The organism is Streptomyces sp. NPDC107498 (assembly GCF_055582805.1).
Window position 1 is genome coordinate 1 of record NZ_JBVJPE010000022.1, and the last position, 26,032, is coordinate 26,032.

General features: G+C 70.7%; 26 protein-coding genes. 22 read left to right on the top strand and 4 right to left on the bottom strand.

The genetic code is table 11. The annotated features are described in order from the left end of the window. The 4 genes from ACZ66Z_RS29825 to ACZ66Z_RS29840 form a co-directional block, all read left to right on the top strand. Positions 1-1,029 (top strand): vitamin B12 dependent-methionine synthase activation domain-containing protein (locus ACZ66Z_RS29825; protein WP_469938479.1); only part of this gene is annotated, 1,029 nt, incomplete at its 5' end. Positions 1,030-1,166: 137 nt separating this feature from the next. Beyond that, the gene (locus ACZ66Z_RS29830) at positions 1,167-1,865 is read left to right on the top strand and encodes an HAD family hydrolase (RefSeq protein ID WP_469938480.1); all 699 of its coding nucleotides are present in this window, start codon (positions 1,167-1,169) and stop codon (positions 1,863-1,865) included. A gap of 454 nt (positions 1,866-2,319) precedes the next feature. After that, a complete protein-coding gene (locus tag ACZ66Z_RS29835; RefSeq protein ID WP_469938481.1) occupies positions 2,320-3,909 on the top strand; it encodes an ABC transporter substrate-binding protein in 1,590 nt (529 codons plus the stop codon). Positions 3,910-3,976: 67 nt separating this feature from the next. Then, a complete protein-coding gene (locus ACZ66Z_RS29840; protein WP_469938482.1) occupies positions 3,977-5,560 on the top strand; it encodes an ABC transporter substrate-binding protein in 1,584 nt (527 codons plus the stop codon). A gap of 63 nt (positions 5,561-5,623) precedes the next feature. Here ACZ66Z_RS29840 and ACZ66Z_RS29845 read toward each other — a convergent pair whose 3' ends face one another. Both ACZ66Z_RS29845 and ACZ66Z_RS29850 read right to left on the bottom strand, forming a co-directional pair. Continuing rightward, on the bottom strand, positions 5,624-6,301 hold the full coding sequence (locus ACZ66Z_RS29845) for a response regulator (RefSeq protein ID WP_469938483.1): 678 nt from the start codon (positions 6,299-6,301) through the stop codon (positions 5,624-5,626). A 24-nt stretch (positions 6,302-6,325) separates the two neighbouring features. Then, positions 6,326-7,228, bottom strand: coding sequence for a RecB family exonuclease (locus ACZ66Z_RS29850; RefSeq protein ID WP_469938484.1), 903 nt, complete (start codon positions 7,226-7,228; stop codon positions 6,326-6,328). A gap of 179 nt (positions 7,229-7,407) precedes the next feature. Between ACZ66Z_RS29850 and ACZ66Z_RS29855 the strand changes: the two genes are divergently transcribed. The 3 genes from ACZ66Z_RS29855 (at position 7,408) to ACZ66Z_RS29865 (ending at position 10,289) form a co-directional block, all read left to right on the top strand. Beyond that, positions 7,408-8,541, top strand: coding sequence for a site-2 protease family protein (locus ACZ66Z_RS29855; RefSeq protein ID WP_469938586.1), 1,134 nt, complete (start codon positions 7,408-7,410; stop codon positions 8,539-8,541). 56 nt (positions 8,542-8,597) lie between these two features. Then, on the top strand, positions 8,598-9,485 hold the full coding sequence (locus tag ACZ66Z_RS29860) for a tRNA (adenine-N1)-methyltransferase (RefSeq protein ID WP_351193250.1): 888 nt from the start codon (positions 8,598-8,600) through the stop codon (positions 9,483-9,485). Between the two features lie 225 nt (positions 9,486-9,710). Beyond that, positions 9,711-10,289 (top strand): hypothetical protein, encoded by a 579-nt coding sequence (locus ACZ66Z_RS29865; RefSeq protein WP_469938485.1) that lies wholly within the window; start codon positions 9,711-9,713, stop codon positions 10,287-10,289. A gap of 4 nt (positions 10,290-10,293) precedes the next feature. Here the strand turns inward: ACZ66Z_RS29865 and ACZ66Z_RS29870 are convergent, their stop codons facing one another. Then, entirely contained in the window at positions 10,294-10,605 is a 312-nt protein-coding gene (locus ACZ66Z_RS29870) for a ferredoxin (RefSeq protein ID WP_469938487.1), read from the bottom strand. A gap of 240 nt (positions 10,606-10,845) precedes the next feature. Here ACZ66Z_RS29870 and arc point away from each other — a divergent pair, with 240 nt between their 5' ends. From arc to prcA, 5 genes are all read left to right on the top strand, one after another. Continuing rightward, on the top strand, positions 10,846-12,612 hold the full coding sequence (gene arc, locus ACZ66Z_RS29875; RefSeq protein ID WP_469938488.1) for a proteasome ATPase: 1,767 nt from the start codon (positions 10,846-10,848) through the stop codon (positions 12,610-12,612). A 182-nt stretch (positions 12,613-12,794) separates the two neighbouring features. Next, a complete protein-coding gene (dop, locus tag ACZ66Z_RS29880; RefSeq protein WP_469938489.1) occupies positions 12,795-14,306 on the top strand; it encodes a depupylase/deamidase Dop in 1,512 nt (503 codons plus the stop codon). A 160-nt stretch (positions 14,307-14,466) separates the two neighbouring features. Beyond that, positions 14,467-14,679: a ubiquitin-like protein Pup gene (locus ACZ66Z_RS29885; RefSeq protein WP_030315996.1), complete on the top strand. Its 213-nt coding sequence runs from the start codon at positions 14,467-14,469 to the stop codon at positions 14,677-14,679. 159 nt (positions 14,680-14,838) lie between these two features. Continuing rightward, on the top strand, positions 14,839-15,678 hold the full coding sequence (prcB, locus tag ACZ66Z_RS29890) for a proteasome subunit beta (protein WP_352020559.1): 840 nt from the start codon (positions 14,839-14,841) through the stop codon (positions 15,676-15,678). 51 nt (positions 15,679-15,729) lie between these two features. Further along, on the top strand, positions 15,730-16,482 hold the full coding sequence (gene prcA, locus ACZ66Z_RS29895; RefSeq protein WP_469938490.1) for a proteasome subunit alpha: 753 nt from the start codon (positions 15,730-15,732) through the stop codon (positions 16,480-16,482). Positions 16,483-16,543: 61 nt separating this feature from the next. Here prcA and ACZ66Z_RS29900 read toward each other — a convergent pair whose 3' ends face one another. Next, the gene (locus ACZ66Z_RS29900; RefSeq protein WP_469938491.1) at positions 16,544-17,563 is read right to left on the bottom strand and encodes a LacI family DNA-binding transcriptional regulator; all 1,020 of its coding nucleotides are present in this window, start codon (positions 17,561-17,563) and stop codon (positions 16,544-16,546) included. A 157-nt stretch (positions 17,564-17,720) separates the two neighbouring features. On the opposite strand from ACZ66Z_RS29900, the gene ACZ66Z_RS29905 reads away from it, so the two are divergent. The 10 genes from ACZ66Z_RS29905 (at position 17,721) to tatC (ending at position 26,019) form a co-directional block, all read left to right on the top strand. Beyond that, entirely contained in the window at positions 17,721-19,001 is a 1,281-nt protein-coding gene (locus ACZ66Z_RS29905; RefSeq protein WP_469938493.1) for an MFS transporter, read from the top strand. A 69-nt stretch (positions 19,002-19,070) separates the two neighbouring features. Next, positions 19,071-20,432 (top strand): Pup--protein ligase, encoded by a 1,362-nt coding sequence (gene pafA / locus ACZ66Z_RS29910; protein WP_469938494.1) that lies wholly within the window; start codon positions 19,071-19,073, stop codon positions 20,430-20,432. A 117-nt stretch (positions 20,433-20,549) separates the two neighbouring features. Then, complete coding sequence (locus ACZ66Z_RS29915; RefSeq protein ID WP_469938495.1) at positions 20,550-21,488, top strand: FKBP-type peptidyl-prolyl cis-trans isomerase; 939 nt, start codon at positions 20,550-20,552, stop codon at positions 21,486-21,488. A gap of 58 nt (positions 21,489-21,546) precedes the next feature. Further along, complete coding sequence (locus tag ACZ66Z_RS29920) at positions 21,547-21,924, top strand: FKBP-type peptidyl-prolyl cis-trans isomerase (RefSeq protein WP_469938496.1); 378 nt, start codon at positions 21,547-21,549, stop codon at positions 21,922-21,924. 125 nt (positions 21,925-22,049) lie between these two features. Continuing rightward, entirely contained in the window at positions 22,050-23,006 is a 957-nt protein-coding gene (locus tag ACZ66Z_RS29925) for a helix-turn-helix transcriptional regulator (RefSeq protein WP_469938498.1), read from the top strand. A gap of 16 nt (positions 23,007-23,022) precedes the next feature. Continuing rightward, on the top strand, positions 23,023-23,976 hold the full coding sequence (locus ACZ66Z_RS29930; RefSeq protein WP_469938500.1) for a helix-turn-helix transcriptional regulator: 954 nt from the start codon (positions 23,023-23,025) through the stop codon (positions 23,974-23,976). An 82-nt stretch (positions 23,977-24,058) separates the two neighbouring features. Beyond that, positions 24,059-24,313, top strand: a complete 255-nt coding sequence (locus tag ACZ66Z_RS29935) for a hypothetical protein (protein ID WP_469938501.1) — start codon at positions 24,059-24,061, stop codon at positions 24,311-24,313. 35 nt (positions 24,314-24,348) lie between these two features. Continuing rightward, positions 24,349-24,546 (top strand): hypothetical protein, encoded by a 198-nt coding sequence (locus ACZ66Z_RS29940; RefSeq protein WP_469938503.1) that lies wholly within the window; start codon positions 24,349-24,351, stop codon positions 24,544-24,546. 184 nt (positions 24,547-24,730) lie between these two features. Beyond that, positions 24,731-25,012, top strand: coding sequence for a Sec-independent protein translocase subunit TatA (gene tatA / locus ACZ66Z_RS29945; RefSeq protein WP_469938504.1), 282 nt, complete (start codon positions 24,731-24,733; stop codon positions 25,010-25,012). A gap of 104 nt (positions 25,013-25,116) precedes the next feature. Continuing rightward, positions 25,117-26,019 carry a twin-arginine translocase subunit TatC gene (gene tatC, locus ACZ66Z_RS29950; protein ID WP_469938588.1) on the top strand — a complete coding sequence of 301 codons (903 nt, stop codon included), beginning with the start codon at positions 25,117-25,119 and terminating at the stop codon, positions 26,017-26,019. Positions 26,020-26,032 lie beyond the last annotated feature (13 nt).

The following is a 26,032-nucleotide window of genomic DNA, read 5'->3' on the forward strand; positions in this document are numbered from 1 at the left end:
GCGTACGTCGAACAGGACCTCCACGAGATCTACCAGGGCGAGGTCCGCTACGCCCGCGACGCCTTCGAGGGCCTGCGCCTCATGGACGCCCTCATCGGCGTCAAGCGCGGTGTCCCCGGCGCCGTGCTCCCCGAGCTGAAGCAGCGCCGGGTGGCCAAGGGCGCCGGCGCCGCCGCCCTCCAGGTCGACGAGCCGGAGCCCGGCGGCCGTTCCGACGTGGCCACCGACAACCCGGTGCCGACCCCGCCCTTCTGGGGCACCCGCGTCGTCAAGGGCATCCCGCTGAAGGACTACGCCTCCTGGCTCGACGAGGGCGCCCTCTTCAAGGGGCAGTGGGGCCTCAAGCAGAACAGGGCCGGCGACGGACCGGCGTACGAGGAGCTCGTCGAGACCGAGGGCCGGCCCCGGCTGCGCGGCTGGCTGGAGCGCCTCCACACCGAGAACCTCCTCGAGGCGGCCGTCGTCCACGGCTACTTCCCCTGCGTCTCCAAGGGCGACGACCTGATCGTCCTGGACGAGGCGGGCAACGAGCGGACCCGGTTCTCCTTCCCGCGCCAGCGCCGGGGCCGCCGCCTCTGCCTCGCGGACTTCTTCCGCCCGGAGGAGTCCGGCGAGACCGACGTCGTCGGCCTCCAGGTCGTCACCGTCGGCTCGAAGATCGGCGAGGCCACGGCCAAGCTCTTCGAGTCCGACTCCTACCGCGACTACCTGGAGCTGCACGGCCTCTCCGTCCAGCTCGCCGAGGCCCTCGCCGAGTACTGGCACGCCCGGGTGCGCGCCGAGCTCGGCTTCGGCGGGGAGGACCCCGCGAACGTCGAGGACATGTTCGACCTCAAGTACCGCGGCGCGCGCTTCTCGCTGGGCTACGGCGCCTGCCCCGACCTGGAGGACCGCGCGAAGATCGCGGAACTGCTGCGCCCGGAGCGGATCGGCGTCCACCTCTCCGAGGAGTTCCAGCTCCACCCCGAGCAGTCCACCGACGCCATCGTCATCCACCACCCGGAGGCGAAGTACTTCAACGCGCGGTGACCCCGCCGTGACGGCGCGGAACAAATCCGCGCTTTCGCGGTGATCGCGACGTACACTTGTCCGTCCAGTGCAGGCCGGTCCTCCTCCCCGTACCGGGGAGGGGGCCGGCCTTCTCGTCCCTCATGGAGGTGTGCCGGATGACCAGTACGGTCCCCGCGTCCCCGTTCCGTACGAACGGCAGCTCCGCCCTGCAGGCGGTCTTCCTCGACATGGACGGGACCCTCGTCGACACGGAGGGGTTCTGGTGGGACGCCGAGGTCGAGGTCTTCGCCGACCTGGGGCACCGGCTGGACGAGGCCTGGCGGGAGGTCGTGGTCGGCGGCCCGATGACCCGCAGCGCGGGCTACCTCATCGAGTCCACCGGCGCCGACGTCACCCTCGAAGAGCTGACCGTCCTGCTCAACGAGAAGTTCGAGCAGCGCATCGAGCGGGGCGTCCCCCTCATGCCGGGGGCGGACCGGCTGCTCGCCGAGCTGGCGCGGCACTCCATCCCGACCGCCCTGGTCTCCGCCTCGCACCGGCGGATCATCGACCGGGTCCTCGCCTCGCTCGGCCGCGACCGTTTCGCGCTGTCCGTCGCCGGCGACGAGGTCGTCCGCACCAAGCCGCACCCCGAGCCGTACCTGACGGCCGCCCAGGGCGTCGGGGCCGACCCCGCGCTCTGCGCCGTCATCGAGGACACCGCGACCGGTGTGGCGGCCGCCGAGGCGGCGGGCTGCCGGGTCGTCGCGGTGCCCTCCGTCGCCCCGATCGCGGCCTCCCCGGGCCGGGTCGTCGTGCGCTCGCTGGAAGAGGTCGACGTGCCATTCCTGCGGACCTTGATCACGCGAATGTGAGCTTTCCTTGAGGAAGCGATCCGGGAAGTGATCCGGTGAAAGCGGGCGGGCCATTCGCCGAAAAGCACCTACGTGACCTTGGTCACTCAGAGTGCCGGACGGCGGGTGGCCCGTTCTCGTCCCCCGTCTCAAAACCGGATGTTTGGGTGCCCCCTGTGTCCTGATTGGGTAACCGTCGTCCCCAACGTCCGGCGCATGGTTATCGAGACCGACGCATCCATGATCACTCTGCGATTACGCCCCTGTACGGCCCCGGTCAAGTGATACCGGCGCCGCCCACTAATCTTTCGCGAGTACTTCGCCGCATAACCGCGTGCACCGGCGCACACCCAAGTCGCCGTGAACACAGGACCGATCGAAACACCCGGCCCGATCGCTCCCGCCCCGACCGGGCGGCCGGCGGCGGAGTTCCACTGACCGCTGTACCCAGTGCCGGATGAGGAGATCGTCCCTGATGAACCGCAAGACCCTGGTGCTGCCGGCCGTGGCCGGACTGCTCGTCCCCCTGCTCGCCGCCTGCGGCGGAGCGGAGGAGGACAGAGCGATCGCCGTAGGCACCACGGACCAGTTCATCGCCACCGAGGACGCCCCCGCTCCGCTCGACCCGGCCTACGCCTACGACACCGGCGCCTGGAACATCCTCCGCCAGACCGTCCAGACCCTGCTGCACGTGCCCCGCGGCGGCGGCGAGCCCGTCCCCGAGGCCGCCCAGAGCTGCGGCTTCTCCGACAAGGCCAGCGAGAGCTACCGCTGCACGCTCCGCTCCGGCCTCACCTTCGCCGACGGCACCCCCATCACGGCCGAGGACGTCAAGTACTCCATCGAGCGCGTCCTGAAGATCAAGTCGGACAACGGCACGGCCGCCCTCCTCGCGAACATCGACACCGTCGAGACCCAGGGCACCGACGGGATCGTCTTCCACCTCAAGACCCCCGACGCCACCTTCCCGTACAAGCTCTCCACGCCCGTCGCCGGCATCCTCAGCAAGGACAAGTACGCCGCCGACAAGCTCCGTGACGGCTTCGACGTCGACGGCTCGGGCCCGTACACCCTGAAGGTCGAGCGCGAGGGCGACAAGGCCACCCGCTTCGTCTTCTCCAAGAACCCCGCCTACAAGGGCGACATCACCCTGCGCAACGACAAGGTCGAACTGCGCCCCTACGCCGACGCCGGCGCCATGGGCGCGGCCCTGGAGCGCGACGACATCGACATGATGGCCCGCTCCCTGTCGCAGAAGCAGATCAAGGACCTCACCGAGACGCCCAAGGACGGCATCCGCGTGACCGAGGTCCCCGGCCTCGAGATCCGCTACCTCGGCTTCAACACCGAGGCCCCCTCCGTCGAGCAGAAGGCCGTCCGCCAGGCCATGGCCGCCGTCGTCGACCGGGGCGCCCTCGTCAACCTCGTCTACGGCCCCACCGCCGAGCCGCTCTACTCGCTGATCCCCTCCAGCATCACCGGCCACGCCACCCCCTTCTTCGACGAGTACGGCGAGCCCGACGCCGCCCGCGCCGCCAAGATCCTCAAGGACGCGGGCGTCAAGACCCCGGTCAAGGTGACCCTCAACTACACCACCGACCACTACGGCGCCGAGACCGCCAAGGAGTTCGAGGCACTCAAGAACCAGCTCGTCGCCAGCGACCTCTTCGACGCCAAGGTCCAGGGCGCCGAGTGGTCCACCTTCCGCACGGCCCAGAAGCGCGGCGACTACGCCGTCTACGGCCTCGGCTGGTTCCCGGACTACCCGGACCCGGACAACTACGTCGCGCCGTTCCTCGACAGCGACAACTTCCTCAACACCCCCTACGTGAACAAGACCGTCCGCGAGAAGCTCATCCCGCGCTCGCGCCGCCAGGCCGACCGCAACGCCGCGAGCCCCGTCTACGCGCAGATCCAGAAGATCGTCGCCAAGGACGTCCCCGTCCTGCCCCTGTGGCAGGGCAAGCAGTACGTCGCCGCCCGCGACGACCTCAACGGAGTCGAGTACGCCCTCAACACCTCCTCCGACCTGCTGCTGTGGGAACTGGGCCGCGGCACCGCCTGACCCCTTCGTTGTCCCGGCCGCGCGCCCCTGCGCGGCCGGCCTGACAAGAGATCAAGAGGCAAGTTCTGTGAAGGCACGAAACAAGTGGCTGACGGCCCCCCTCGCCGCCGGCCTGTCCGCCGCCCTCCTCGGCGGCTGCGGCACCGAGCAGGGGAGCGGCTCCGGCGGTTCCGGAGGCGGCATACGCGTCGGCATGTCCGACGAGATCCTCGCCACCGACCCCGCCGCCGGCTACGACCCCGGCTCCTGGCTGCTGTTCAACAACGTCTTCCAGTCCCTCCTGGCCTTCCCGAAGGGCGGCTCCGAGCCGGAGCCCGAGGCCGCCGACAAGTGCGAGTTCTCCGGGGGCAGCAAGGTCTACACCTGCACCCTGCGCGACGGCCTCACCTTCTCCAACGGCAACAAGCTCACCTCGGAGGACGTCAAGTTCTCCTTCGAGCGGGCCCTCGAGATCGCCGACCCGTCCGGCCCGGCGCCGCTGCTCGCCACCATCGACACCATCGAGACCCCCGACGAGCGGACCGTCGTCTTCCGCCTCAAGGTCCCGGACGCCACCTTCCCCAGCAAGATCGCCTCCGGCGCCGGCTCCATCGTCGACCACCGCGACTACCCCGCCGACGCGCTCCGCACCGACGGCAAGGCCACCGGTTCCGGCCCGTACAAGCTGGACTCCTTCAGCGACACCGAGGCCGTCTTCTCCGCCAACCCCGGCTACAAGGGCAACGCCAGGCCCAAGAACGGCGCGATCACCCTCAAGCTCTACCGCGGCGACCGCACGGCCCTGGCCAAGGCCTTCACCGACGGCGACATAGACGTCGCCTACCGAGGGCTCTCCGCCGACGACGTCGCCGCCCTGGAGAACTCCGCCACCACGGCCGACAAGGGCATCGAGGTCATCACCGGCAGCAGCGCCGAGGTCCAGCACCTCGTCTTCAACACGAAGGACCCGGTCGTCGGCAAGCTCGCCGTCCGCAAGGCGATCGCCCACCTCGTCGACCGCGAAGCCCTCGTCGAGCACGTCTACCAGTCGACGGCCACCCCGCTCTACTCGATCGTCCCGGCCGGCATCGCCGGACACAACACCGCCTTCTTCGACACCTACGGCACCCCCGACAAGGCCAAGGCGAAGAAGGCCCTCCGCTCCGCCGGCATCACCGGCAAGGTAAAGCTCACCCTCTGGTCCACGCCCAGCCGCTACGGCCCGGCCACCGACCAGGAGCTCAAGGCCATCGCCGAACAGCTCAACGAGAGCGGCCTCTTCGACGCCGACGTGAAGTCCGTCGCCTTCGACCAGTACGAGAAGGACATCGCCGCCGGCAAGTACGGCGTCTACGTCAAGGGCTGGGTCCCCGACTACCCCGACGCCGACAACTTCACCAGCCCCTTCTTCGGCGAGGGCAACGTGCTCGGCAACCACTACGAGAACAGCACCATCACCGGCACCCTCCTCCCGGAGACCGCCGCCATCGCCGACCGCGCCGCCACCGCCGACGAGTACGGACGCCTCCAGGACCTCGTCGCCGAGGAACTCCCCATCCTGCCGCTCTGGCAGGGCAAGCAGTACGCCGTCGCCCGCGAGGACGTCACCGGCCTCGAATGGACCCTCGACACCTCGACCGTCTTCCGCTTCTGGGAGATCCGCAAGGGCTGACGCCCCTCCACGCACGGGGGCCCGGTACGCACCACGCGCACCGGGCCCCCGTCGTTCCCGCGCCTACCGGCCGCCGGCCCCCGGCCGCACCAGACCGCTCTCGTACGCGTACACCGCGGCCTGGACCCGGTCCCGCAGCCCCAGCTTCGTCAGCACATGGCCCACGTGCGTCTTCACCGTCGTCTCGCTGACGAACAGGTCCGCCGCGATCTCCGCGTTCGACAGGCCCCGCGCCACCAGCTTCAGCACCTCCACCTCGCGGTCGGTCAAGGTGTTCAGCGTGTCCGGCACCTGCTCCTCGCCCGTCGGCAGGTGCGCCGAGTACTTGTCGAGCAGCCGGCGCGTGATCGACGGCGCCAGCATCGCCTCGCCCGCCGCCACCACGCGGATCGCCTGCACCAGCTCGTTCGCCGGAGCGTCCTTCAGGAGGAAGCCGCTCGCCCCCGCCCGCAGCGCCTCCACCACGTACTCGTCCAGATCGAAGGTCGTCAGGACCAGCACCTTCGCCGGACCGTCCCGCCCCGGACCCGTGATCTGCCGGGTCGCCTCCACCCCGTCCATCCGCGGCATCCGGATGTCCATCAGGACCACGTCCGGCTGCAGCGCGCGCACCTGCTCCTGCGCCTGCAGACCGTCCCCGGCCTCACCCACCACCGCGATGTCCTGCTCCGCCTCCAGGATCATCCGGAAGCCGGTCCGCAGCAGCGGCTGATCGTCGACCAACAGGACGCGGATCGTCACAAGGGCTCCTTCACGGGGCTGTGCTCAGGAAGACGGCTGGGCCGGGTCCATTCTGCCTTGCCCCGATTCACCGGACTCCGGCGGGCGCGCGGAAACGATCTTCAGGGGATAGGCCGGGGGAGTCCCCCCGAACTCGGGGCAGACCGCCTGGTGATCGCACCAGCCGCACAGCTTCGTCGGCCGCGGCCGCCAGTCGCCCGACTCCGTGGCCAGCCGGATCGCGTCCCACAGCGCCAGCAGCTTCCGCTCCACCCGCAGCAGATCCGCCTCCACCGGGTCGTACGTCAGCACCTCCCCGCTGCCCAGGTACACCAGCTGCAGCCGCCGCGGGATCACCTTCTTCAGCCGCCACACCACCAGCGCGTAGAAGGTCATCTGGAACAGCGCGCCGTCCCGGTACTCGGGCCGCGGCGCCTTCCCCGTCTTGTAGTCGACGATCCGCACCTCGCCCGAGGGTGCCACGTCGACCCGGTCGATCACCCCGCGCAGCCGCAGCCCCGAATCCAGCTCCGTCTCCACGAACAGCTCGCGCTCGGCCGGCTCCAGACGCGTCGGGTCCTCCAGCGTGAACCACCGCTCGACCAGCCCCTCCGCCTCCTCCAGCCAACCCGCGAGCCGCTCCCCGTCCGGATCCTCCGCGAACAGCTCGGCCAGCTCCGGCCTCGACTCGAGGAGCCGCTCCCACTGCCCCGGCACCATCGACTTCGCCCGCGACGCCGTCCGCTCCGCCGCCGGATCGTCGAAGAGCCGCTCCAGCACCGCGTGCACCAGCGTGCCCCGCGTCGCCGCCGGGCTCGGCTTCTCCGGCAGCCGGTCGATCACCCGGAACCGGTACAGCAGGGGACACTGCATGAAATCGCTCGCCCGCGAGGGCGACAACGACATGGGCGCCCGTGGCTCCGCGGGCACCTGCTCGCTCGTACTCATGACACGACCCTACGACCCGCCGCCGACAGCGCGCCGAATACCATCGACCTGGGACCCCGTCGCACTGCATGATCGAACCGTGACGCACCGACGCGGGTCACACCACGCGACGAAAGGAACCCGTGAACCAGGACGAGCCCAAGCCGCAGCGGACCGAGGAGCCCGGCGGCGGGATCCTCATGGGACGGCCCTTCGGCGTGCCCGTCTACGTCGCCCCCAGCTGGTTCGTCGTCGCCGCCCTCATCACCTGGGTCTTCGGCGACCAGATCGACCGGGTCCTGCCCGAGCTCGGCGCCGCCCGTTACCTCGTCTCCCTCTTCTTCGCCGTCGCCTTCTACGCCTCCGTGCTCGTCCACGAGCTCGCCCACACCCTCGCCGCGCTCCGCTTCAAGCTCCCGGTGCGCCGCATCCAGCTCCAGTTCTTCGGCGGCGTCTCCGAGATCGAGAAGGAGACCGAGACCCCCGGCCGCGAATTCGTCCTCGCCTTCGTCGGCCCCCTGCTCTCCCTCGTCCTCGCCGGCCTGTTCTACCTCTCGCTGTACGCCGTCGAGCCCGGCACCGTCCCCGGCGTCCTCCTCGGCGGCCTGATGATCTCCAACCTGATCGTCGCCGCCTTCAACCTGCTCCCCGGCCTCCCCCTCGACGGCGGCCGCATGCTCCGCGCCGTCGTCTGGAAGATCACCGGCAAGCCCATGAGCGGCACCGTCGCCGCCGCCTGGGTCGGCCGGGCCCTCGCCGTCCTCGTCCTCGTCGGCCTGCCCCTGCTCACCCGCACCGGCCTCCTCGGCAACTCCACCGACGACATCAGCGGCTTCGAGACCGTCACCGACGCCCTCCTCGCCGCGATCCTCGCCGCGATCATCTGGACCGGTGCCGGCAACAGCCTCCGCATGGCCCGCCTCCGCGAGCACCTCCCCGAGCTCCGCGCCCGCGCCCTCACCCGCCGCGCCATCCCCGTCGAACCCGCCACACCCCTCTCCGAGGCCCTCCGCCGCGCCAACGAGGCCGGCGCCCGCGCCCTCGTCGTCGTCGACGGGACCGGCGAACCCACCGGCATCGTCCGCGAGACCGCCATCGCCGCCGTGCCCCAGCACCGCCGCCCCTGGGTCGCCGTCAGCACCCTCGCCCAGGACCTCACCGACGGCATGCGGGTCCCCGCCGAGCTCACCGGCCAGCCCCTCCTCGACCACCTCCGCGCCAGCCCCGCCACCGAGTACCTCGTGGTGGAGGACACCGGCGAGATCTACGGCGTCCTCGCCACCACCGACGTCGAGCGGGCCTTCGTCCAGGCCATGGCGCGACCGTCCGCGTGACCCCGGAGCCGGCTCGAGCGGACCGGAGGCGAGGAACCCCTTGATAGGGTGCTCACATGTCCGAACCGACCGGTGCCGCCCGCCGACGCGGGCCCTTCAAGGTCGGGGACCAGGTTCAGCTGACCGACCCCAAGGGCCGTCACTACACGTTCACGCTCGAAGAGGGAAAGAACTTCCACACCCACAAGGGTTCTTTCCCGCACGACGAACTGATCGGCGCCCCCGAGGGAAGCGTTGTCCGTACCACCGGAAACGTCGCCTACCTCGCGCTGCGCCCCCTGCTCCCCGACTACGTCCTGTCCATGCCCCGCGGCGCAGCCGTGGTCTACCCCAAGGACGCGGGGCAGATCCTGGCCTTCGCCGACATCTTCCCCGGCGCCCGCGTCGTGGAAGCCGGAGTGGGCTCGGGATCGCTGAGCAGCTTCCTCCTGCGCGCCATCGGGGACAGCGGCATGCTGCACTCCTACGAGCGCCGCGAGGACTTCGCCGAGATCGCCAAGGGCAACGTCGAGCGCTACTTCGGCGGCCCGCACCCGGCGTGGCAGCTGACCGTCGGCGACCTCCAGGACAACCTGTCCGACACCGACGTCGACCGCGTGATCCTGGACATGCTCGCCCCCTGGGAGTGCCTGGAGGCCGTCTCCAAGGCCCTCGTCCCCGGTGGCATCCTCTGCTGCTACGTGGCGACCACCACCCAGCTCGCCCGCACCGTGGAGTCCATCCGCGAGTTCGGCTGCTACGCCGAGCCGCAGCCCTGGGAGTCCATGATCCGCAACTGGCACGTCGAGGGCCTCGCCGTCCGCCCCGATCACCGCATGATCGGCCACACCGGCTTCCTCGTCACCGCCCGTCGCCTCGCGGACGGGGTCGAGCCCCCGATGCGCCGCCGCCGCCCCGCCAAGGGCGCCTACGGCGAGGACTACGAGGGCCCCAACAAGAGCTGAGTCCCGGAACCGGGCCGAATCCCGGTACGGAGGACTGACGTTCCGACATTCAGACCGCGCCGCCGTCGAGTTCCCGCCCACGCGGGAGAACTCGACGGCGGCGTCCTCATGTTCGCCGCCGCCGGGGGCCGGCCGACCGACGGCCACCCCACCTGTTCCGTCCCCGTGTGACGTGTGGCACGATGCCGGGAACCCCGCCGCACCACCCCACAGGAGACGTCTCGCGTGCAGCACTCCGCCGCCCCGGACCTCGCGGACCTCGCCCACACCCAGGCCCGGCCGGCCCACTGGCTGGCCACCGCCACCGCGACCGCCGCGGTCGTCGCCCTCGCCGGACTGCTCCAGCCCGGCCCCGCCGGAGCCGGCACCGTCCCGGCCGCCGCCCCGCGCCCGGCGCCCGCCCCCGACGCCGCCGGAGCCTCCTACCCCCTGGAATGCGGGGGAGGCCCCCGTACGGTCGCGAAGCGGGTCTCCGGAGACCTCGACGGCGACGGGAACCCCGAGACCGTTGCGGTCGTGCACTGCGAAGCCGGCTCCGGCACCCCGCCGAGCGGCGTCTACGTCCTCACCCGCGGCAAGGGGAACGGCGCCCCCGCGCGCGTGGTCGCCACCCTCGTCGCACCCGAGCAGCGCCGGAACGTCACCGAGCTCGCCGTGCGCGACGGAGCCGTGCGCGCCACCCTGCTCGGCTACTCGTCCCTCGACGTGCCCAGCTGCTGCCCCGACGAGAAGGAGCAGGTCAGCTGGCGCTGGCAGGGCGGGGCCTTCGTCCGCGGGGACCGGGCCGACGCGCTCGGCGTCTGAGCCGTCACTCGGCGTCGGGGCCGTACACCTCCACCTTGTCCGCGACCCGGCGCACGTGGATGCAGTCGCCCGGGCACTCCTTCGCGGAGTCCACCACGTCCTGGAGCAGCGGCAGCGGCACCGGCGTGGTGGCCCCCGCGTCCTGGAGCAGCTCGTCGTCGGAGCTCTTCACATAAGCGAGCCCGTCGATGTCGAGCTCGAAGACCTCGGGAGCGTACTGCGCGCAGATCCCGTCGCCGGTGCACAGGTCCTGGTCGATCCAGACCTCCAGCGCCTCTTCGGCACCCGTCGCCGGGGCCTCGTGCTGCACGGTCATATCTCCTGCCGTTTCTGCTTCGCGCGATAAGTCGGGCCACCCCTGACGGGTGTTGACCAATGACGACGATACAACCGCCCGCTTTCAGACGGTGAAGGGTGGGTATTCCCCTGGCGAGAGGGGAAGCGCAAGGGTGAAGATCGGACACACCCCGGAGTCTTTTTGATCTAGGGGTTTCAATCGCCACCCACGCAGGTAGGGTCAGGAAGCGTCCAGCTCCCCTTGGAGGAGGTGAGGACCGTGGCAGCCCACGACGACGACATCAACCGCGGCATCCGGCCGGGGCGGGGGTCTGAAGACCCCGCCGGTCAGGTTGCCTATCTCGAGCAGGAAATCGCCGTCCTGCGCCGCAAGCTCGCCGACTCTCCGCGCCACACGAGGATTCTCGAAGAGCGGATCGTCGAGCTGCAGAGCAACCTGGCCGGCGTGTCCGCGCAGAACGAACGTCTGGCGAACACGCTCCGTGAGGCCCGCGACCAGATCGTGGCCCTCAAGGAGGAGGTCGACCGGCTCGCGCAGCCGCCGGCCGGCTTCGGTGTCTTCCTGCAGGCCAATGAGGACGGCACGTGCGACATCTTCACCGGGGGCCGCAAGCTCCGGGTGAACGTCAGCCCGAGCGTCGAGCTCGAAGAGCTCAGGCGCGGCCAGGAAGTCATGCTCAACGAAGCGCTCAACGTGGTCGAGGCCATGGAGTTCGAGCGGGCCGGGGACATCGTCACCCTCAAGGAGATCCTCGAGGACGGCGAGCGCGCCCTGGTGGTGGGGCACACCGACGAGGAGCGGGTGGTGAGGCTCGCCGAGCCTCTGCTGGACGTCACCATCCGCGCCGGCGACGCCCTGCTGCTCGACCCCAGGTCCGGCTACGTCTACGAGGTGGTCCCCAAGAGCGAGGTCGAAGAGCTCGTTCTGGAAGAGGTCCCGGACGTCGACTACGACAAGATCGGCGGTCTGGGCAACCAGATCGAGCTGATCCGCGACGCGGTCGAGCTCCCGTACCTCTACCCGGACCTCTTCAAGGAGCACGAACTGCGGCCGCCCAAGGGCATCCTGCTCTACGGCCCGCCCGGCTGCGGCAAGACGCTGATCGCGAAGGCCGTGGCCAACTCCCTGGCCAAGAAGGTCGCCGAGGTGACCGGCCAGCCCGCGGGGAAGTCCTACTTCCTCAACATCAAGGGCCCCGAGCTCCTCAACAAGTACGTCGGAGAGACCGAGCGGCACATCCGCCTCGTCTTCCAGCGTGCCCGGGAGAAGGCGAGCGAGGGCACCCCCGTCATCGTCTTCTTCGACGAGATGGAATCCCTCTTCCGCACCCGCGGCTCCGGTGTCAGCTCGGACGTGGAGAACACCATCGTCCCGCAGCTGCTCGCCGAGATCGACGGCGTGGAGGGCCTGGAGAACGTCATCGTCATCGGCGCCTCCAACCGCGAGGACATGATCGACCCCGCGATCCTGCGGCCCGGCCGGCTCGACGTCAAGATCAAGATCGAGCGTCCGGACGCGGAGGCCGCGAAGGACATCTTCGCGAAGTACCTCACGGCCAATCTGCCGCTCCACTCGGACGACATCTCCGAGCACAGCGGTTCGAAGGCCGCCGCCGCCCACGGAATGATCCAGTCCGTCGTCGAGCAGATGTACGCGGAATCCGAGGAGAACCGCTTCCTCGAAGTCACGTACGCCAACGGCGACAAGGAAGTCCTGTACTTCAAGGACTTCAACTCCGGCGCGATGATCCAGAACATCGTCGACCGGGCCAAGAAGATGGCCATCAAGGCCTTCCTCGACCACAACCAGAAGGGCATCAGGGTCTCCCACCTCCTCCAGGCGTGCGTGGACGAGTTCAAGGAGAACGAGGACCTGCCCAACACCACCAACCCCGACGACTGGGCCCGGATCTCCGGAAAGAAGGGCGAGCGGATCGTGTTCATCCGCACGCTCGTCACCGGAAAGCAGGGCGCGGACACCGGACGCTCCATCGACACGGTGGCCAATACCGGCCAGTACCTGTAAAACGCCCACCGGCTGCGGATGTCCGGAAACCGGGCATCCGCAGCCGACGCATTCCATCTGGTTTTTCCCCCGGCACCGCAGGGAAATACCGCAATCGATCTCCCCACCAGCGCGGAGCCGTTCTAGGCTCATCGGTACCGCCGAGTCGCGCACCGTGAGCGCCGCCGGGCAAGGAGGGCCGCATGACCGTACGGCGAGTAATGGGCATCGAGACGGAGTACGGGATCTCCGTCCCGGGACACCCGAACGCCAATGCCATGCTCACCTCGTCCCAGATCGTCAACGCCTACGCGGCGGCGATGCACCGGGCGCGCCGCGCCCGCTGGGACTTCGAGGAGGAGAACCCGCTGCGGGACGCCCGCGGCTTCGACCTCGCCCGCGAGGTCGCCGACTCCAGCCAGCTCACCGACGAGGACATCGGCCTGGCCAACGTGATCCTCACCAACGGGGCCCGTCTCTACGTGGACCACGCCCACCCCGAGTACAGCGCGCCCGAGGTCACCAACCCGCGCGACGCCGTCCTCTGGGACAAGGCCGGCGAGCGGATCATGGCCGAGGCGGCCGAGCGCGCCGCCCAGCTCCCCGGCGCCCAGCCCATCCACCTCTACAAGAACAACACCGACAACAAGGGCGCGTCCTACGGCACGCACGAGAACTACCTGATGAAGCGGGAGACCCCCTTCTCGGACATCGTGCGCCACCTCACCCCCTTCTTCGTCTCCCGCCAGGTCGTCACCGGCGCGGGGCGGGTCGGCATCGGCCAGGACGGGCGGGAGAACGGCTTCCAGCTCAGCCAGCGCGCCGACTACTTCGAGGTCGAGGTGGGCCTGGAGACCACCCTCAAGCGGCCCATCATCAACACCCGGGACGAGCCGCACGCCGACGCCGAGAAGTACCGCCGCCTGCACGTGATCATCGGCGACGCGAACCTCTCGGAGATCTCCACCTACCTCAAGCTCGGCACCACCTCCCTCGTCCTCTCGATGATCGAGGACGGCTTCATCACGGTCGACCTCGCCGTCGACCAGCCGGTCCGCACGCTGCACCAGGTCTCGCACGACCCGACGCTCCAGTACCTGGTCACGCTCCGCAGCGGCCGGACACTGACCGCGGTCCAGCTCCAGATGGAGTACTTCGAGCTGGCCAGGAAGTACGTGGAGGAGCGCTACGGCTCCGACGCCGACGAGCAGACCATGGACGTCCTCGCGCGCTGGGAGGACGTCCTGGGGCGCCTGGAGGCCGACCCGATGAGCCTCGCCGGCGAGCTGGACTGGGTCGCCAAGCGGGAGCTCATGGAGGGCTACCGGCGCCGCGACGGCCTGGACTGGGACGCGGCCCGGCTGCACCTGGTGGACCTCCAGTACGCGGACGTACGCCCCGACAAGGGCCTCTACAACCGTCTGGTGGCCCGTGGGCGCATGAAGCGGCTGCTCGACGAGACGGACGTGGAGCGGGCCGAGACGGCGCCCCCGGAGGACACCAGGGCCTACTTCCGGGGCCGCTGTCTGGAGCAGTACGCCGACGACGTCGCCGCGGCCTCCTGGGACTCGGTGATCTTCGACCTGCCCGGCCGGGACTCCCTCCAGCGCGTCCCGACCCTGGAGCCGCTGCGCGGCACCAAGGCCCACGTGAAATCACTGCTGGACCGCTGCCGGACCGCGGAGGAACTCGTCCGCGTCCTGTCCGGCAGCTGAACCGGGGGCCCGGCACGGGCCTGAAATGCCCCGGCGCTGGGAATCATGGAAACAGTGCCCGGGCGTTGTGGAAACTGCGGGGCCGAAGTCAGACCCGACCTATAGGGTCTGATCTTGTACGGACTCAACCGAGCGGGCCGATTCGAGCGGGGTGAGGGATATGGCGACCAAGGACACCGGCGGCGGACAGCAGAAGGCGACGCGATCCACGGAGGAGGTCGAGGAGACCACCACCGAGGCGAGCTCCGACCTCCAGGAACGTCAGGAGAAGCTGAGCGACGACGTGGACTCCGTCCTGGACGAGATCGACGACGTCCTGGAGGAGAACGCCGAGGACTTCGTGCGGTCCTTCGTGCAAAAGGGCGGCGAGTAGCCGCCTCGCGCGCCTGTCGTCCTCCGTCCCCGGAGCCCGGTGAAAGCCGCGGGTCCGGGGACGGATGACAAGCGGTGGCACGGGTAAGGTCCGTGCACAGCATCCAAGATCAGCCGGTGCCTCCCACGACCGGCCGACTGTCCCACCGGAAGGAATCGCGTGGAAGCCAACCCTCGAAGCACCGGGCGTCTGCCGGCGGCCTTCCTGACGCCGGGCTCGTCCTCGTTCATGGACTTCCTGGCCGATCACTCGCCGGAGCTGCTCCCGGGGAACCGGAAGCTGCCCGAGGGGATCGTCGAGGCCCCGCACGGCACCACCATCGTGGCCGCGACGTTCCCGGGGGGCGTCGTGCTCGCCGGCGACCGCCGGGCCACCATGGGGAACATGATCGCGCAGCGGGACATCGAGAAGGTGTTCCCGGCCGACGAGTACTCGGCCGTCGGCATCGCCGGGACCGCCGGTCTCGCCGTGGAGATGGTCAAGCTGTTCCAGCTGGAGCTGGAGCACTTCGAGAAGGTGGAGGGCGCGACGCTCTCCCTGGAGGGCAAGGCGAACCGTCTCTCCACCATGATCCGGGGGAACCTGGGCATGGCCATGCAGGGGCTCGCCGTCGTGCCGCTCTTCGCGGGCTGGGACGAGGGCAAGGAGAAGGGCCGGATCTTCTCGTACGACGTGACCGGCGGCCGCTCCGAGGAGCACGGCTTCGCCGCCACCGGCTCCGGCTCGATCTTCGCGCGCGGTTCGATGAAGAAGCTGTACCGCGCCGACCTGACCGAGGAGCAGGCCACCACGCTGGTGGTGCAGGCGCTGTACGACGCGGCGGACGACGACTCGGCGACCGGTGGTCCCGACATGGCCCGCCGGATCTTCCCGATCGTCACCGTCATCACCGACGAGGGTTTCCGCAGGCTCAGCGAGGCGGAGTCCTCCGAGCTGGCCCGGTCGGTCACCGAGCGGCGTCTCGAGCAGCCCGACGGGCCGCGCGCCGCCCTGCTCTGACCGTTCCTCGCCCCAGAAGCCCTTCAGACCGGAAGAAAGGGACGGTAGCCGGTGTCCACGCCGTTCTATGTCTCACCCCAGCAGGCCATGGCCGACCGGGCCGAGTACGCCCGCAAGGGCATCGCCCGCGGCCGCAGCCTGGTCGTCCTCCAGTACACCGACGGCATCGTCTTCGTCGGCGAGAACCCGTCCCGTGCCCTGCACAAGTTCAGCGAGATCTACGACCGGATCGGCTTCGCGGCCGCCGGCAAGTACAACGAGTACGAGAACCTCCGCATCGGCGGCGTGCGCTACGCCGACCTGCGGGGCTACACCTACGACCGGGACGACGTCACCGCGCGCGGCCTGGCCAACGTCTACGCCCAGACCCTGGGCACGATCTTCTCCAGCGCGGGGGAGAAGCCGTACGAGGTGGAGCTGGTCGTCGCCGAGGTCGGCTCCGAGCCGGAGGGCGACCAGATCTACCGGCTGCCGCACGACGGCTCGATCGTGGACGAGCACGGCTCGGTCGCGGTCGGCGGGAACGCGGAGCAGATCAGCTCCTTCCTGGACCAGCGGCACCGGGACGGCATGACGCTGGCCGAGGCCCTGAAGCTGGCCGTGCAGGCCCTGTCGCGGGACACCAACGGCACCGAGCGGGAGATCCCCGCGGAGCGCCTGGAGGTGGCGGTGCTGGACCGGACGCGTCCGCAGCAGCGCAAGTTCAAGCGGATCGTCGGCCGCCAGCTGTCGCGCCTCATGGAGGCGGACAACGCGGCGGCGGCGAAGACGGACGAGCCCTCGGACGAGGCGCCCGAGGAGTAGTCGGCCCTGCCCGGAGGGGCCCCGGTCCGCGCGGACCGGGGCCCCTCCGGCGTTTCCGGGCTCAGACGGCCGGCGCGGGGCCGGTGGAGCCGCGCCGGACCAGGGCCACGGGCAAGGTGACCGACGGGGCAGGTTCGCCCGCGAGGACGGCGAGGAGCGCCTCCATGCCCCGCCGGCCGAACTCCTCGGCGGGGAGCCGGACCGTGGTGAGCTCGGGATCCACGGCGGTGGCGAGGGCCAGGTCGTCGAAGCCGGTGATCGACAGGTCCTCGGGGACGCGCAGCCCCAGCCGGCGGGCGACCTTGAGGACGCCGACCGCCAGGATGTCGTCGTCGCAGATCACCGCGGTGGGCCGGGGGCCGGGGGCGCCGAACGCGAGGTGGGCGGCCTCCCGCGCGGCGGCGACGTCGAGCGGTGACCGCGCGGTGCGCAGCTCCGCGCCGCGCAGGGCCTCGGCGAGGGCGGCGGCGCGGACGTCGAAGGTCCAGGAGGGGACCGCGGACGCCAGGTGCAGGAAGCGGCGGTGGCCCAGCTCCAGCAGGTGGCCGGTGACCCGCCGCATGCCGTCGGCGACGTCGAGGTTGAGGTGCGCGGAGGCGCCCGGGTCGGACGGGTCGCTGTCGAGCATGACGAGGGGCAGGTCGGTGCCCCGGAGGGCCTTGAGCGCGTCGGCGGCCATGGAGGAGGCGATGACGCCGTCCAGGGCGGCCTGGGCCGAGGCGAAGGGGTCGCGGGCGGGGCCGACGCCGTCGGGGGAGGGGTAGAGGACGACGCCGAAGCCGTGTCGCGCCGCGGCGAGGGCCGCGCCCGTGTGGACGTGGGCGAAGAACTCGTTCGTGAGGGCGGGGACGACGAGCATGGCGGTGCGGGTCCGGCCGAGGCGCAGGTTGCGGGCGGCGAGGTTGGGCCGGTAGCCCAGCCCGCGGGCGGCGAGGCGGACCGACTCCGCGGTGCGCTCGGAGACCCGGCCGCGCCACTTCTCGCCGAGGACCAGGGAGACCGTGGCCTGGGAGACGCCCGCGGCCCGGGCCACGTCCCTGCTGGTCGGGCGGGCGCCGCCGGAGGACTCGGGGGACTGCACGGGTGGCCTCCGCATGGGACGGTGGTCGGGGGCGGGGCGCGGGAGGACCCGCGTCACGGAGGGCGCGGGGTGGACCGCGTCACGCCGACATGGTACGTATGACTTCGGAAGTTATACGTAAAACCTCGGTGTGGTTCCGGGGTGACGGGAGAGTGACATGGCCACCGAGGCCCCCGCGCACGGCGGCTACCTCGACATACTCCGGGCGCCGCACGCCGCCCGGCTCCTCGCCGGAACCCTCGTGGGGCGCCTGCCCAACGGCACCGGCCCCATCGCCATGACCCTGTTCGTCCGGGACCAGGGCGGCAGCTACACCCTGGCCGGCGGCCTGATCGCGGCCTACGGCGTCTCCAACGCCATCGGGCAGCCGCTCCTCGGCCGCGCCGTCGACCTCAGGGGCCAGCCCCGCGTCCAACTGCCCGCCGCCGTCCTCTCGGCCCTCGGCACGGCCCTGTTCGCCCTCACCGGCATCGGCCACCTCGCCCTCGCCTACGCCGCCGTCGTGGTCGCCGGGCTCTTCACCCCGCCCCTCGAGGGCGGCCTGCGCGCCCTCTGGCCGAGCGTCCTCGGCCGGGAGGACCGGGTCCACCGGGCGTACGCCCTGGACGCCGTCGCCCAGGAGGTCATGTTCACCGTGGGCCCGCTCCTGGTGACGCTCCTGGTCGCCCTGTGGTCGCCCGCCGCCGCCCTCCTCGTCATCAACGTCCTGGGCGTCCTCGGCGCCCTCGCCGTCGTCCTCTCCGAGCCCTCCCGCGCCTGGCGCTCCGCCGCCCGCGAGGCCCACTGGCTGGGGGCCCTGCGCTCGCCCGGGCTCCTCGCCCTCCTCGGCTCGTTCTTCTTCGTCGGCCTCGCCCTCGGCTCCATCACGGTCGCCGCCGTGGCCTACGCCGACGACCGGGGCGCGCCGTCCGTGTACGGCTGGCTGATGGCCGCCCTCGGCCTCGGCGCGCTGGTCGGCGGCGTCGTCTACGGCGCCCGGCGGTGGGTCGGGGCGCCCGAGCGGCGGCTGCGGGCCCTCGTGGGCCTCCTGGCGCTCTGCTACCTGCCCCTCGTGCTCGTCCCCGGCCCGGTCGCCATGACCGGCCTCGCGGCGCTCTCCGGGGTCTTCCTCGCCCCCGTCCTCGCCTGCGCCTTCATCGTGGTCGACCGGCACGCCCCCCGCGGCACCGTCACCGAGGCCTTCTCCTGGCTCGTCACCACCTTCGGCGTCGGCGCGGCCCTGGGCTCCGCGGTCGCGGGACCGGTGGTCGAACTGGCCGGAACGGCGGCCGGGTTCGCCGTGGCCGGCGCGGGCGGCCTCGTCGCGCTGCTCGTCCTGCTCGCCACCGGCCGCGTCCTCGCCGTCCCCGACACGCCCGGCGGCGCCGGTGTCGACGTGCGACACGCCGACGGAGAGGCGGCCTCCGCCGCCGTGCACGCCGAAAAGAACGCGCACTGATCGGAAAATGATCGAAACGGGGACGTCCAACCCGGTTTCAGCGCACGCCGTCAGGCGTAATGTTCAGACATGGACCGCCGCATTTTCGGGCTGGAGAACGAGTACGGCGTCACGTGCACGTTCAGGGGACAGCGCCGACTGTCTCCTGACGAAGTGGCGCGCTACCTCTTCCGCCGTGTCGTGTCATGGGGCCGCAGCAGCAATGTCTTCCTGCGGAACGGCGCCCGCCTGTACCTGGACGTGGGATCGCATCCGGAATACGCCACACCGGAATGTGACAACGTGACCGAACTGGTCACCCACGACAAGGCGGGCGAGCGCATTCTCGAGGGCCTGCTCGTCGACGCCGAACGCCGCCTGCACGAGGAGGGAATCGCGGGCGACGTCTACCTCTTCAAGAACAACACCGACTCGGCCGGAAACTCCTACGGCTGCCACGAGAACTATCTCGTCGCCCGGCACGGAGAGTTCTCCCGGCTCGCGGACATCCTCATTCCCTTCCTCGTGACGCGGCAGCTCATCTGCGGCGCGGGAAAGGTCCTCCAGACCCCCCGCGGCGCGGTCTACTGCGTCTCCCAGCGGGCCGAGCACATCTGGGAGGGCGTCAGCTCCGCCACCACCCGCTCGCGCCCCATCATCAACACCCGGGACGAGCCGCACGCCGACGCCGAGCGCTACCGCCGACTGCACGTCATCGTCGGCGACTCCAACATGTCCGAGACGACCATGCTGCTCAAGGTCGGCGCCACCGACCTGGTGCTCCGCATGATCGAGGCGGGCACGGTCATGCGCGACCTGACCCTGGAGAACCCCATCCGGGCCATCCGCGAGGTCAGCCACGACATCACCGGACAGCGCAAGGTCCGCCTCGCCAGCGGCCGGGAGGCCTCCGCCCTGGAGGTCCAGCGCGAGTACTACGAGAAGGCCGTGGACTTCGTCGACCGCCGGGGCATCCGCGCCGGCACGGTCGCCCAGGTCCTGGAGCTGTGGGGCCGTACGCTCGACGCGATCGAGAGCGAGCAGCTCGACCGGATCGAGACCGAGATCGACTGGGTCATGAAGCACAGGCTCATCGAGCGGTACCGGGCCAAGCACAACATGACCATGTCGAACCCGAGGGTCGCGCAGATAGACCTCGCCTACCACGACATCCACCGTCGTCGCGGGCTGTACTACCTGCTCCAGAAGAACGGCCAGGCGGCCCGCATCTGCAACGACCTGAAGATCTTCGAGGGCAAGTCGGTGCCCCCGCAGACCACTCGGGCCCGGCTGCGCGGCGACTTCATCCGCCGTGCGCAGGAGCAGCGGCGGGACTTCACCGTCGACTGGGTCCACCTCAAGCTCAACGACCAGGCGCAGCGAACGGTGTTGTGCAAGGACCCGTTCCGCTCCGTCGACGACCGGGTGGAAAAGCTGATCGCCGGAATGTAGGCAGGTCGTATCGACCGGTGGGGCCCCGCACGTTCGGCGTGCGGGGCCCTCGACGTGACAGGAGGAACGCCTAGAGTGTCGGCACCACTACTGTGCCGTCTGAGATCTGAGGAACACGTGCGCCGACTTGCCGGCCTTCTCGTCGTCCCGCTGCTGCTGCTCTCCACAGCGGCCTGCGGCAGCGACGACAAGGGCTCCGATTCCGCTTCGATGAAGAACGGGCTGCCCGCCATCACCGCGGGGGAGAAGTTCGGGGAGAAGCCGACCCTCGCCAAGGGCGAGGGCGACCCGCCCAAGGAACTGAAGGTCAACGTCATCAGCGAGGGCAAGGGCCCGGTGACGAAGAAGGGCGACGCCCTCCAGGTGAACTACCTGGGTCAGGCCTGGGACTCCGACAAGCCCTTCGACAACAGCTTCGACCGCGGCCAGCCCTTCGACCTCACGCTGGGCGCCGGCCAGGTCATCAAGGGTTGGGACCAGGGCCTGGAGGGCCAGAAGGTCGGCAGCCGCATCGAGATCGGCATCCCGCCGGAGCTCGGTTACGGCGCGCAGGGCCAGGGCGACATCAAGCCCAACGCCACCCTCGTCTTCGTCGTGGACATCCTGAAGGCCGTGACGATCCCGAAGTCCGCCACGGGCACCGAGGTCGCCCAGGACGACAAAGACCTGCCGAAGGTCGGTACGAACACCGACGGCAAGGCCCCCTCGCTGACCGTTCCGAAGACCGACCCGCCGACCAAGCTCGTCTCGAACTACGTGCTCGAGTCCAAGGGCGAGGCCGTCAAGGCCACCGACACGGTCGTCGTGAACTACGTCGCCGCCCTGTGGAAGGACGGCAAGGTCTTCGACTCGACCTACACCACGGGCAAGCCCGCGAACTTCCCGCTCGCGAACCTGACGCTGAAGGGCCTCAAGGACGGTCTCGTCGGCAAGAAGATCGGCAGCCGCGTCCTGATCGTCGCCCCGCCGTCGGAGGCGTTCGGCGACCAGGAGAAGCAGGGCATCCCGAAGAACTCCACGCTGGTCTTCGCCGTGGACATCCTGACGAAGATGTAAGACTGTCCCGTTCGCGCGGATCGTCATCGCGCAGTTCATCGGTTTGAGGAGCAGTTCAGTGAGCATCGAGAAGCCCGAGATCGACTTCCCGGGTGGCGAGCCGCCGAAGGACCTGGAGATCAAGGACCTCTGGGAGGGTGACGGCGAGGTCGCCAAGGCCGGCCAGTTCGTGCAGGTCCACTACGTGGGCGTGGCCTTCTCCACCGGCGAGGAGTTCGACGCCTCCTGGAACCGCGGTGCCCCGCTCGGGTTCAAGCTCGGCGTCGGCCAGGTCATCTCCGGCTGGGACCAGGGCGTCCAGGGCATGAAGGTCGGCGGCCGCCGCCAGCTGGTCATCCCCGCGCACCTGGCCTACGGCGACCGCGGCGCCGGCAGCGCGATCGCCCCGGGCGAGACGCTGATCTTCGTCTGCGACCTCGTGGCCGTGCAGGGCTGACCCGGTTCAGGTCGCTCGGGGCCCCCGCCGTCCGCGGCGGGGGCCCTCGGCTTTTGTCCCGACACCCCGGGGCGGTACGGTCGGACGTCCGAGAAGTGGAACCGGCGGAAGGGTGCAGGGCGTCGATGGCGATTGCCAAGTCCGAGCGGTTGATGAATCTCGCGCTGTGTCTGCTCGGGACGCGCCGCCCGCTGAGCAAGCGGGAGCTCCGCGGCTCCATCGAGGCGTACCTCGAAGCCAGCAGCGACGAGGCCTTCAACCGCATGTTCGAGCGGGACAAGGACGACCTCCGCGAGCTCGGCCTGGTCATCGAGACCGTCGAGAACCTCGACGGCGAGACCGGTTACCTCGCCCGCCGCGACTCCAACCGGCTGCCGCCGATCACCCTCGACGCCGAGGAGGCCGCCGCCCTCGGCCTCGCCGCCAAGGTGTGGCAGCAGGCCCGCCTCGCCGGAGCCGCCAGCGGCGCCCTCCAGAAGCTCCGCGCCGCCGGCATGCCCGAGGCCGAGGACTCGTACGAGATCCAGCCCAGCGCCCTGGAACCGCGCATCCCGGTCCACGAGGCCGCCTTCGAGCCGCTCATGCTGGCCTGCCGCGACCGCCGGCCCGTCGTCTTCGACTACCGCAAGGCCAACGCGGCCCGCCCCGAGACCCGCCACGTCGAGCCCTGGACCCTGGAGTGCTGGCGCGGCCACTGGTACCTGGCCGGCTGGGACCGCGACCGCGGCGCCGAGCGCGTCTTCCGGCTCTCCCGCATCACCGGCAAGGTCCGCTCCCGCGCCGGCGCCTTCACCGCGCCCGTCCCCGACGTCGTGACCGTCCGGGAGACCGTCGAGAGCTGGGCCGGCGAGACCGCCACCCGCTCCGCCCGGATCCGGCTCCGGACCGGCTGCGGCTACCCGCTGCGGGCCCGCGCCCGGGCGGTGACCGAGGGCGCCGACGGCTGGGACGAGCTGGAGATCCCGTACGGGCACGGGCTCGACGCCTGGCTCGTCGAGTTCGGCCCGGACGTCGTCGTACTGGAACCCGCCGATCTGCGGGCCGATGTGGTGGAGCGGCTGCGCGCCGTCGCCAAGGGCTGAGGGGGAGACGTACCGCATGGCTGCCAACGCGATCGACCAGACGAGGCGGATGCTCTCGCTCGTCACCTACCTCCGCGAGCGCCCCGGCGCCCACGTCGCCGACGTGGCGCGCGCCTTCGGGATCACCGAGGACGAGTTGATCTCCGACCTGGACGTGCTGCCCATGTGCGGCACCAGCTTCCGGGGCGGCGACCTCCTGGACATCGACACCGACGGCGACCGGATCTGGTGGCACAACCCCGACGACGTCGCGGAGCCGCTGCGGCTCGCCGCCGACGAGGCCACCGCGCTGCTCGTCGCCGCCCGGGCCGTCGCCACCCTGCCGGGGCTCCGGGAGAGCGACCGGGACGCCCTCCTGCGCGCCACCGCCAAGCTGGAGGCGGCGGCCGGCGAGGCCGCCGGCGCCAGCGCCCGGCTCTCGGTGACCTTCGAGTCCGAGGGCGGGGTCTTCGCCGAGGTCGACCGGGCCATCTCGGAGCGCAGGCGACTGTGGGTGCGGTACTACTCGCCCGCGCGCGACGAGCTCACCGAGCGCGAGGTCGACCCGATCCGGCTCTTCGCCGTCGGCCACACCTACATGGAGGCGTGGTGCCGGCTCTCCGAGGCGCGCCGCACCTTCCGGCTCGACCGGGTCGCGGAGATCCGGATCCTCGACGAGCACGCGGCGCCGCCGGAGCTGGAGCTGCGCGACCTCTCCGAGGGCCTGGTGCACCCCTCCGCCGACGACCCGGAGGTCGTGGTCGAGGTGGGGCCCGGCGGACGCTGGGTCGCCGAGTACTACCCGCACGACCGGGCCGACGAGCTGCCGGACGGCGGGCTGCGGATCACGCTGCGGACGCCGGACCCGGCCTCGCTGCGCCGGCTGGCGCTGCGGCTCGGCAGCGACGGGCGGATCGTCGCGCCGGCGGAGCTGGCCGACAGCGCGAGGACGGCGGCGGCCGCCGCGCTCGCCGCGTACGAGGGCGTGTGACGTTCCCCGCCCCGGGGACGCTGTTACTGACGTGGTCACCGACGTGATACCAGAGCCGAGCGGGTCGAGAGATGTGAGGGAGATGTCCGTGATGCACGGTTTTGCGGCGTCCATGGCCCCGGTCCTCTTCAAGGCCGCCTGCCCCGACTGCCGCTCGCGCTTCGAACTCTCCGCGAGCGCCCTGCGCCTCGCCATCGGGGCGAGCCGCCGCACCACCTTCTACTCCTTCACCTGCCCCGAGTGCGGCAGCTCCGTCCGCAAGCCCGCCGGCGAGCGCATCGTCGAACTCCTCACCGGCGGCGGCGTCCGCACCCTGCGCCTCCACACCACCGTCTGAACGACCCGCACCCGCCCAAGGTCTAGGCTCAGCACATGTTCTGGCCCATGCTCGCCATCGCCCTCGGCTTCCTCGGCATCGCCGTCCTCGGCGTCCTCGCCGTCAAGGTGTTCCTGGAGGTCCAGCGCCTCGGCCGTCAAGTGGCCCGTACCACAGAGCGGATCCAGCAGGCCGCCGAAGAGCTCGAGACCGCCGCCGTCGGCCTCGCCCGGAGCGGCGAGACGCTCCGCTGATTCCGTGCCGTACGCTGCGGGAACGGCTCCGGCCGGAGTCGGCGGGACGCAATCGGGAGTACGCAGGGGCATTGCCCCCCGTTTACTCCTGCGGGTTACGATCGCAGGCAGCGCGGTGGTCGGACGCCCGTCCGACCCGCCGGGCACGTACTCCCTGTCGCCTCGGTGAAGAAGGTAAACAGCTATGGGTAGGCTCGGCCCCACCGAGATCATTCTCATCCTCGTCGTCGTCATCCTCCTGTTCGGCGCCAAGAAGCTCCCGGACATGGCGCGCTCGCTGGGCAAGTCGGCCCGCATCCTCAAGAGCGAGGCCAAGGCGATGAAGGCGGACGACCAGCCCAGCGCCCCCGCCGACCCCCCGCACGCCGGCACGCAGGAGCCCGCCCCGCGCACCATCCAGGCCGCTCCCGGCGACGTCACCAGCGCGCGTCCGGTGACCGAGCCCTCGGACACCACCAAGCGCTGACCCGGTCCGCCGCGGCCGCCGCACCGTGCGGCGGCTGCCGCACGAGATGAGGACGTGGGTTGCCCAAGTCTGCCCGCAAGCAGGAGAAGGATCCCGAGGGCCGGATGCCCCTCGTGGAGCACCTGCGTGAACTCCGCAACCGCCTGGCGAAGGGTCTCCTCGCCATCACGGCGGTGACGATCGTCGCCCTGATGTACAGCGAGGAGCTGCTGCAGTTCCTGTCGCAGCCGGTGCCCAAGTGCCCCAAGGGCGTCAGCAGCGACGGCGGCAACTGCGCGGTCGTCACCTTCAACACGCTGTTGGCCCCCTTCAGCACGACGATCCAGGTCTCCCTGACGGCCGGCCTCGTCCTGGCCAGCCCGGTCTGGCTCTACCAGCTGTGGGCCTTCATCGCGCCCGGGCTGCACAGGAACGAGAAGAAGTACACGTACGCCTTCGTCGGCGCGGCCGTGCCGCTGTTCGCCGCCGGCGCCTACCTGGCGTACCTCATCCTGCCGGTCAGCGTGAAGGTCCTCATCAGCCTCACGCCCGCGGGCTCCGCCAACTTCCTGGCGCTCAACGACGTCCTCGACTTCACCCTGCGGATGGTGCTCGTCTTCGGCCTCGCCTTCGAGCTCCCGCTCGTCCTGGTGATGCTCAACCTCACCGGCGTCCTCACGGGCCGGCGGATGGCCGGCTGGTGGCGCGGCGTGATCATGGGCGTCTTCGTCTTCGGCGCCGTCATCACCCCCACCACCGACCCCGTCGGCATGCTCGCCCTCGCCGGGCCCATCACCGTGCTGTACTTCGGGGCCGTCGGGTTCTCCCTCCTCAACGACCGCCGGCGCCGGCGCAACGACCCGGACGCCGAGCTCGACGACGACGAGGCCTCCCCGCTCGACCTCACCCCCCAGGCCGTCGGGGCCGTCGAGCCCGTGGGCGCGCCCCGCGTCCTGCCCGAGCAGGCCACCGGGGAGCACGGCGGCGCGGGGACGCACCGGCTCAACGGTTACGACGACATCACCTGATCTTGTAGGGTCC